Source organism: Armatimonas sp. (assembly GCF_043760365.1).
In the GTDB taxonomy this organism is placed as follows: domain Bacteria; phylum Armatimonadota; class Armatimonadia; order Armatimonadales; family Armatimonadaceae; genus Armatimonas.
The window spans coordinates 1-6,649 of record NZ_JAYUPA010000072.1 but is presented as its reverse complement, the minus strand read 5'-3'; the positions used below and the strand labels follow the sequence as shown (position 1 = coordinate 6,649).

Below are 6,649 nucleotides of genomic sequence, written 5' to 3'. Positions count from 1 at the left end.
CCTGATACCGAAAATCGCCGAGTACTTTGTGGGCCTGATCCGGGGCATGCATTGCCAGATACTGCTCCGCCAGAGCCGAACGCTCGAGGCTCTCCTGGTTTGATCCCAAAGAGCTGGCGACGAGGCTGATGGTCGCCTGATCCAGGGCATGCCTTGCTAGAGCGGGCTCGCCGTGATGGTACTGGATCCAGGCGAGGCGACGCCAGAAATACAGTGCAGGTTCATTGACCTGCTCCATCTGCCTCTGTGCCTGTGTGAGTATTAGGGGGAGCTGTGCCGCTTGTGTTTTTGGCAAGGGGGGCAAAGGCAGCGGGGACGGAGCGCTTGCTTGCGTTGAGCAACCGGCAAGAGCGGCGATTCCTGCGATTCCTAGCAAGGGCATCATGATAAGGGAGTGTGGGAAATAGGCTCGCATTGTCAGTAGCTTGGAGGGAGGTGGAGAGCTGCCTGGAGAAACTCCAGAAGCGTTTGATTGTTTACAGGAAACTGTTCCAGGGTCTTAACACCCGCTGCGATATCGCCGCACTTGGCCTGGGTGAGTGCAAGGGCTGCTTCGGCAGCGAGCACAGGCGGTGTTTTACTGTCGAGACGGGCAAAAAGGTATGCCGTCGCTCCTTTCATTTCGGGTGTGACTTGCTTCGTTTTCTCTCGCAAGAGCGGCGCAATGCGTGCAGCAAAAACCGGGTTCCGAGTGCGCACCGCAAAACAGCTCAGGTTATGGAGCTCGTAGTGAGTAAGTCGTCCTCCGACCGAATCCAGGGTGGGAAGCAGGAGCCTGCTGAGCTGGGCATCATCGTTGCGCCGGAGCGCTATACTGCACTGTGTTTGAAGAGAAGGAATGAACCTGCTCAGTGTGGGATCTTCCTCAAAAAGCTCAGAGTGTCCCATCTCCAGAATGGTGCTGGGAATGTCCTGAAATGCCAGGGCAATATTCAGTTGTTTGGCTTCTTTTAGCTGCCAGATTAAGATCCGTATCGCGAGCTTTTTGTCGGGTTGGGAGCGTAGCCAGCCTAAGTCAAGTTGGACGACACTTTTTCCTCGATGGAAAGATTGCGTCAGAGGAAGACAGACAGGAATCTTTTTCTGGGCGATGTTTGCCAGAGACTGTTGCCGACAGACACTATCGGTCTGGTATTGTGCAGCATTGCTTGTGAGCGTCCAGTAGCCTTGCTGAGCGAGCTGGATAGTGAGCTGAGCGAGCTGTTTATCGGTGAGCACCGAGACTTTGTTGAGAGCAGCCATCGGTGCGCTTTGGTTTGTCAGCGTCATGTGGCTAAAGGCATTTTGCAGCGCTGTGTCAAGGCTCGGGTGGGCGAACTTTTTCCGCAAGTGAGGGTTATTATGCAATAAGACAGCCGTGAGGATACGTACCTGATCGTTGGGGGAAAGGTGCTTGAGGCCAGCGAGTGCCTTCTCCTGCTCCCCAAGATAGAAAAGGCACAGAAGCGCTTGTTGGAAAAAATGCTCACGGTTACCTTCGGGGCCACGCTCTAGAGCAAAATCCAGCCTTTTTCGCAGGTAGTCCCGGGTCGGTTTTGTTGCTCCACGGAGCACAAGCCAGCCCACGAACTCGGAATTGAGGAGGGCCGTATTTTGATCCAGGTGCTGACGATCCTCGGCGGAGAGCGTCGGCTCAGGGAAGGGAAGCAGAAGCGCTGGGGATAGCCGGGTTCCAAATAGAAACACGCCGCGATTCGCTTTGAGGAGCTCGCGTGCTTTGTCAAGATCCCCTAGGCGCTCGTAGAGGAGAGCTAGACTGAAGCTATCTGGGGTTTTGCGGGTTTCCAGTGTCTGAATAAGCGCCCGCAAGCGGCTCGTGTCATTGGAGTAAGTGCGGTGTGGGAGCGGCAGGGGGTGCGGCGTGGAGGGACGTGTGCCCGCGAGCTGCGGCGCGGTCTCGGGTTGGCAGCCCGCAAAAGAAAAAGCGAGTAGTAGGGCTGGTAGCAGTTTCCGCAAGCGGGGCATTGTCACGATATACTCCTCGCATGCAGTATAACCGTTTTGTTGCGTTTCTGGCAGCGTTTTGCCTCGCTGCCACCTTGCTTGCTCAAACCCAAACGACGACACTAGCCGGGGTTGCCTACGACCCTACAGCATCGTTGCAGACAAAGCTAACCCAGCGCAAGGATGCTGAGGGCAAGCCGCTCTCGCTCTACAATCTGACGTTTTCGGGCGGCAGCGGGGCGAGTGTTCCGGCGCTGATCTCCGTTCCCGTTGTCGCTGCTGCGGGTAAGCGCCCTGCGGTCATTCTGCTCCACGGTCTGGGCGGTGATAAGAACCAGCTCCAGGCACTGGCGATGCTGCTGAGTGGCAAGGGCTACCTCACGGTGGCAATTGATGTGGCTGGGCATGGTGATCGTCCCAAAGTGAATGATAAGTCCATTGCGGAGCAGGATCTGGCGGGGATGCGGACGGTGGCGGCGCAGACCGTGCAGGATCTCCGGTGCACAGTAGACTATCTCGCCTCGCGCCCCGATGTGGATGTCAAGCGTATTGGCTTTGTAGGGGTCTCGCTGGGCGGCGTACTGGGGGCACGTTTTCTGACCGAGGAGCCGCGTGTGGCTGCGGCTGCGCTCTGGGTGGCGGGCGGCGACTGGGGGACGCTGATCACGACGAGTGCTCATCCTTTTGCCAAGCGCTTCCGTGATAGTGGCGAGAATGATGCCATGAAAATTCGGGCTGCCCTCGCCGACGTTGACCCGGTTCCCACACTTAGCCGCGCCGCGCCACGGCCTCTGCTCTTTCTCACGGGGGCAAGTGATGATGTCGTGCCCAGAGCGTGCAGCGACGCACTCTTTGCCGCTGCGAAAGAGCCCAAGGAGCGAGTGATCTTGCCGGGAGGCCATGTCCCTAATCTTTTTGATATGGCAAGCCGCACGATTACCTTTCTGGAGAAGAATCTCAAAAAATCTGTGCGCTCAGGCACCTAGGCCAGAGTCTATTCCGGTACGGACGAGTGTGCGGGCACGGTGGAGGCGAGACTTGACGGCGGCAACGGTGATCCCGAGGCGCTTCGCCACCGCGCTCGCGGGCAAGTCTTCCAGATCACGCAGCTCGTAGACCTCACGGTAGAGTGGTGGCAACTCGTGCATGACGCGTAGCAAGCAGGCCTTGGTCTCCGTCTCGATCACCAAGGTCTCTGGTGAGGGTGTGTCTGAAACGGGCTCTATTCCCTGCTCACTCAGCTCCGCTAGCCGCCACACCGGAGTGAGCGCCTCGCGGCGCTTCAGGCGACCACAGGTTCGTCGCGCAATAATCGCCAGCCAGCTCTGGAACGTTGCCTCATCGTGGAGCTGGTGCAGTGCGCGGTAGGCACTCAGCAGCGACTCCACGAGCACATCTTCCGCGTCGTCTGGGTTGCCGCACATCCGCACCATCTGTCGGTAGACCGCGTCTTTGTGTCGGGCCATGAGCAGGTCGAAGTCCATCGGATGTATGCTACCCTGTGTTGTAGGCTTTCCAGCCACCAGGCACATCGGCAACATCGGTGCGACCGGTGCGGAGTAGTAGTGAAACGGCGATGGCCGAGCGATAGCCAGAGCCACAGATCACCGCGAGCGGGCCTTGTGGAACTTCCTGAAGCCGCGCGTTGAGCTCCGTAATCGGAATGTGGATCGCGCCCTCGATATGGCCCGCTTCCCACTCGCCGGGTGTTCGCACGTCCAGAACGCTCGGGGCCGCGCCGGCCGCGAGCAGGGCTTTTAGATCGCCAGGTTCTAGTGTTGTGGCTCTGGCAAGCTCACCACCCGCCGCTTTCCAGGCCTCCATGCCACCGCCTAGCCAGCCAAGGAGGTTCTCGTAGCCCACGCGGATCAGGCGAGTCATGGCCTCGGTCTCACGCCCCGGCTCCGTGACCACGATCACGGGTGCGGTTGGTGGCAAGACAGCCCCGACATAGGGAGCAAAGTTACCATCGAGCTGCACTTCGATGGCTCCCGGAATGTGCCCCGCCTTAAAAGCACCCGTCGCGCGGGTGTCCAGCACCAGCACACCGTCCTCACTGCGCTCCTCGACTTCACCCGGCGTGAGTGCCCGCGCCGGGCGCAGAATGTCTTCGACACTGGCTCCGCCCTCTTTGTTTTTGGCGGCATCGTGGAAGAAGTAGGGGGGAGGTGCCCCCAATCCCTCGATGGAGTAGGCGATAAAGCCCGCTTCGTCGCCGCTCATCGCAAGGCGTAGCGGCAGATTCACCGCCTTTTGTACCGCGAGTGTGCTCACCCGATCATCGGAGAGATTCTTGCCGCACGACGACCCCGCGCCGTGGGCAGGCCAGATCTCAACGGCATCGTCGAGGGGCAGGATCTTCTCCCGCAGCGACGTGTAGAGCATCTGGGCCATCTGCTCGCTCGTCAGGCCCTTGGCACCGACCAGATCGGGCCGTCCCACATCCCCCAGAAAGAGTGTGTCCCCCGTAAAGAGCCGCGTGGGGTGTTCGAGTGCTGCCGCAAAAATTGTGATGCCCTCGGGTGTATGCCCTGGCGTCGCCAGAAATGTGAGTGTCAGATCACCGAGGGTGAGCGTCTCACCACCTGAGATCTGCTGATGCGAAAAGCTCGCGCCAGAGTTTGTGCCTAAAAGAATCGTCGCACCCGTGCGTTTAGCGAGCTCGACATGGCCGCTCACGAAGTCGGCGTGGAGGTGGGTCTCGATAACATACTTGATGCTCAGACCCGCGTTTTTCGCGTCCTCAATGTATTCTTCCACATCTCGGCGCGGGTCAATCACGGCAGCCTCGCCATTTGTGCCCCCCATCAGATATGAGGCGTGCGCTAGGCAGCCCAAGTAGTAGGGTTGAAAGAACATTTTCGTTAGCTCCGTGCCCTATTCCAGGGCATTTTCTCCAGCAGAATCGCCATCCCGCAGAAACCCGTGGTTCCTGCTACAAAGAGGCCCGCTCCCGCAAACATCGCTAAGACAATCCAACCCGGATGCACCAAGAGCGAGAGTAAAGTACCCGTGAGAATCATACCACCTGCGCCGATCTGCACTTGGCGCATGAGCGGCAAACGGGTTGAGGCTGTTTTCACCACAGGGAGCTCCGCATCTATCCAGGCTTTCGTTCCCCCCTCCAAGACAACAAGGCCATCATGGTGTGCCTTGAGCAGCTCGCAAGTCATTCCGGCGCGGCGACCGCTCTGGCAGATCAGCACAACAGGATCATGGCGCTGGAGATCATCAATGCGCGCCTCGGCCTGCTCCATCGGGAGGTTCATTGCGCCAGGAATATGCCCCTCGGCGTACTCCTGAGGAGAGCGCACATCAATGAGCTGGAAGCGTTCACCGTGCGTTAGGCGAGCATTAAGGTCGGAGGGGGACAGGATGGCTGTACTCATAAAAAATAACTCTTTCATTGCGGGTTCACTAAGACAGAGACGGGGTTTGGAAAAAAGGATTCAGCAGTTTAGAACTTTTTTAGCGGTGTTGAAAAATTTCGTGGGCTACCATATATGTACCCATTAGGAGCAGAAAGATTCCAAATGTGGGGCGGAGTTTCTCGCCCGGAATGCGCTTGGAGAGCAGTACCCCGATTCCCATGCCCACAGCCGCCAGTGTGGTAAGCGTAATGAGAAATCCCCAGCTTGCCTCACCGCGAACTTTAGTATCGGAGAAGAAGCCAAAGAGGGAGTTGGCAGCAATAATGGCCAGCGACGTTCCCACGGCGCGTTTGATCGGGAGCTTTGCCGCAAGCGTGAGCGCGGGGACGATGAGAAAACCGCCACCGGCACCAACGAGCCCCGTCACGACGCCGACTACCAGTGCAGGGAGAGTCAGCAGCCCCGCTTTTGCCTCCTGCGATGCTTCTTTTCGCTTCCGGAGCATCGAGACCGCCGTGGCGAGCATGAGGGCTGCGAAAAACACTAATAGCGCTGTGTCGCGAGAGAGCATTCCCAGCTTCTCAGGAAGGGCCGGGAGCAGGAAGTGGCGCGTCAGCCAGACGGTTAGAAACGCGGGAAGGGCAAAGCGTAGCGCCGCCGAAGTGTCCACCAGTCCGCGTCGCGCCATGAGAAACGCCCCCAGCGCCGCCGTCACCCCGACAATAAAGAGTGAGTCACTGGTTGCTTTTGACGCCGACTCGCCAAAGAGATAGACGAGAACCGGCACCGTAAGGATCGAGCCCCCGCCGCCCATCAACCCCAGCGTGATGCCAATAATAACTGCCGCCGCGTATCCTAAGATTTCCATCGCTTCTGCAACTGCAGAGGCTACGAAGGCGGGAAAGGATTCAAAGGCATTTTCCGCAATCAGCGTCTATCTCGGAGTTTATCGGCATGAATCGTGACGAATTTTGGCAGATTATTGAGACGACACGTCTCACCGCTAAGAACAATATTGACGCCCAATCCAAGCAGATCAAGGCGCACTTAAAAAAGCTCCCCGACGACGAGCTTATCACCTTTCACACGCACTTCGATGCGCTCTACGCCCCAACCTACCGGATGGATCTCTGGGGCGCGGCCTATATCCTCAACGGAGGCTGCTCCGACGACTGCTTCGACTACTTTCGCGCCTGGTTGATCGGGCGGGGGCGAGCCGTCTACGAAGCCGCTCTCGTGAGTCCCGACTCCCTTGTCGAGATCGCCGAAGAGGAGGACTGCGAGCAAGAAGAGCTGCTCTCCATCGCTATGGAAGTCTGGCGAAAGCGCCACAA

The 6,649-nt window shown here is 58.4% G+C and carries 8 protein-coding genes; 2 read left to right on the top strand and 6 right to left on the bottom strand.

Annotated elements, in window-relative coordinates; translation table 11 throughout:
- Window positions 1-415: hypothetical protein (locus ACH2EH_RS01880; protein ID WP_395138307.1), on the bottom strand; the 415-nt coding region annotated here is incomplete at its 3' end.
- Between the two features lie 2 nt (window positions 416-417).
- Window positions 418-1,965: a hypothetical protein gene (locus ACH2EH_RS01875; protein WP_395138304.1), complete on the bottom strand. Its 1,548-nt coding sequence runs from the start codon at window positions 1,963-1,965 to the stop codon at window positions 418-420.
- Between the two features lie 20 nt (window positions 1,966-1,985).
- On the opposite strand from ACH2EH_RS01875, the gene ACH2EH_RS01870 reads away from it, so the two are divergent.
- Complete coding sequence (locus tag ACH2EH_RS01870) at window positions 1,986-2,930, top strand: alpha/beta hydrolase family protein (RefSeq protein WP_395138302.1); 945 nt, start codon at window positions 1,986-1,988, stop codon at window positions 2,928-2,930.
- Here the strand turns inward: ACH2EH_RS01870 and ACH2EH_RS01865 are convergent.
- The 4 genes from ACH2EH_RS01865 to ACH2EH_RS01850 form a co-directional block, all read right to left on the bottom strand.
- Window positions 2,919-3,428 (bottom strand): RNA polymerase sigma factor, encoded by a 510-nt coding sequence (locus ACH2EH_RS01865; RefSeq protein ID WP_395138299.1) that lies wholly within the window; start codon window positions 3,426-3,428, stop codon window positions 2,919-2,921. The two genes, ACH2EH_RS01870 and ACH2EH_RS01865, sit on opposite strands and share 12 nt — an antisense overlap.
- Before the next feature lie 10 nt (window positions 3,429-3,438).
- A complete protein-coding gene (locus tag ACH2EH_RS01860) occupies window positions 3,439-4,803 on the bottom strand; it encodes a rhodanese-like domain-containing protein (RefSeq protein ID WP_395138297.1) in 1,365 nt (454 codons plus the stop codon).
- 5 nt (window positions 4,804-4,808) lie between these two features.
- Window positions 4,809-5,333 (bottom strand): rhodanese-like domain-containing protein, encoded by a 525-nt coding sequence (locus ACH2EH_RS01855; protein WP_395138294.1) that lies wholly within the window; start codon window positions 5,331-5,333, stop codon window positions 4,809-4,811.
- A gap of 79 nt (window positions 5,334-5,412) precedes the next feature.
- Complete coding sequence (locus ACH2EH_RS01850; protein WP_395138292.1) at window positions 5,413-6,183, bottom strand: sulfite exporter TauE/SafE family protein; 771 nt, start codon at window positions 6,181-6,183, stop codon at window positions 5,413-5,415.
- 86 nt (window positions 6,184-6,269) lie between these two features.
- Here ACH2EH_RS01850 and ACH2EH_RS01845 point away from each other — a divergent pair.
- Window positions 6,270-6,649: DUF4240 domain-containing protein (locus ACH2EH_RS01845; protein ID WP_395138289.1), on the top strand; the 380-nt coding region annotated here is incomplete at its 3' end.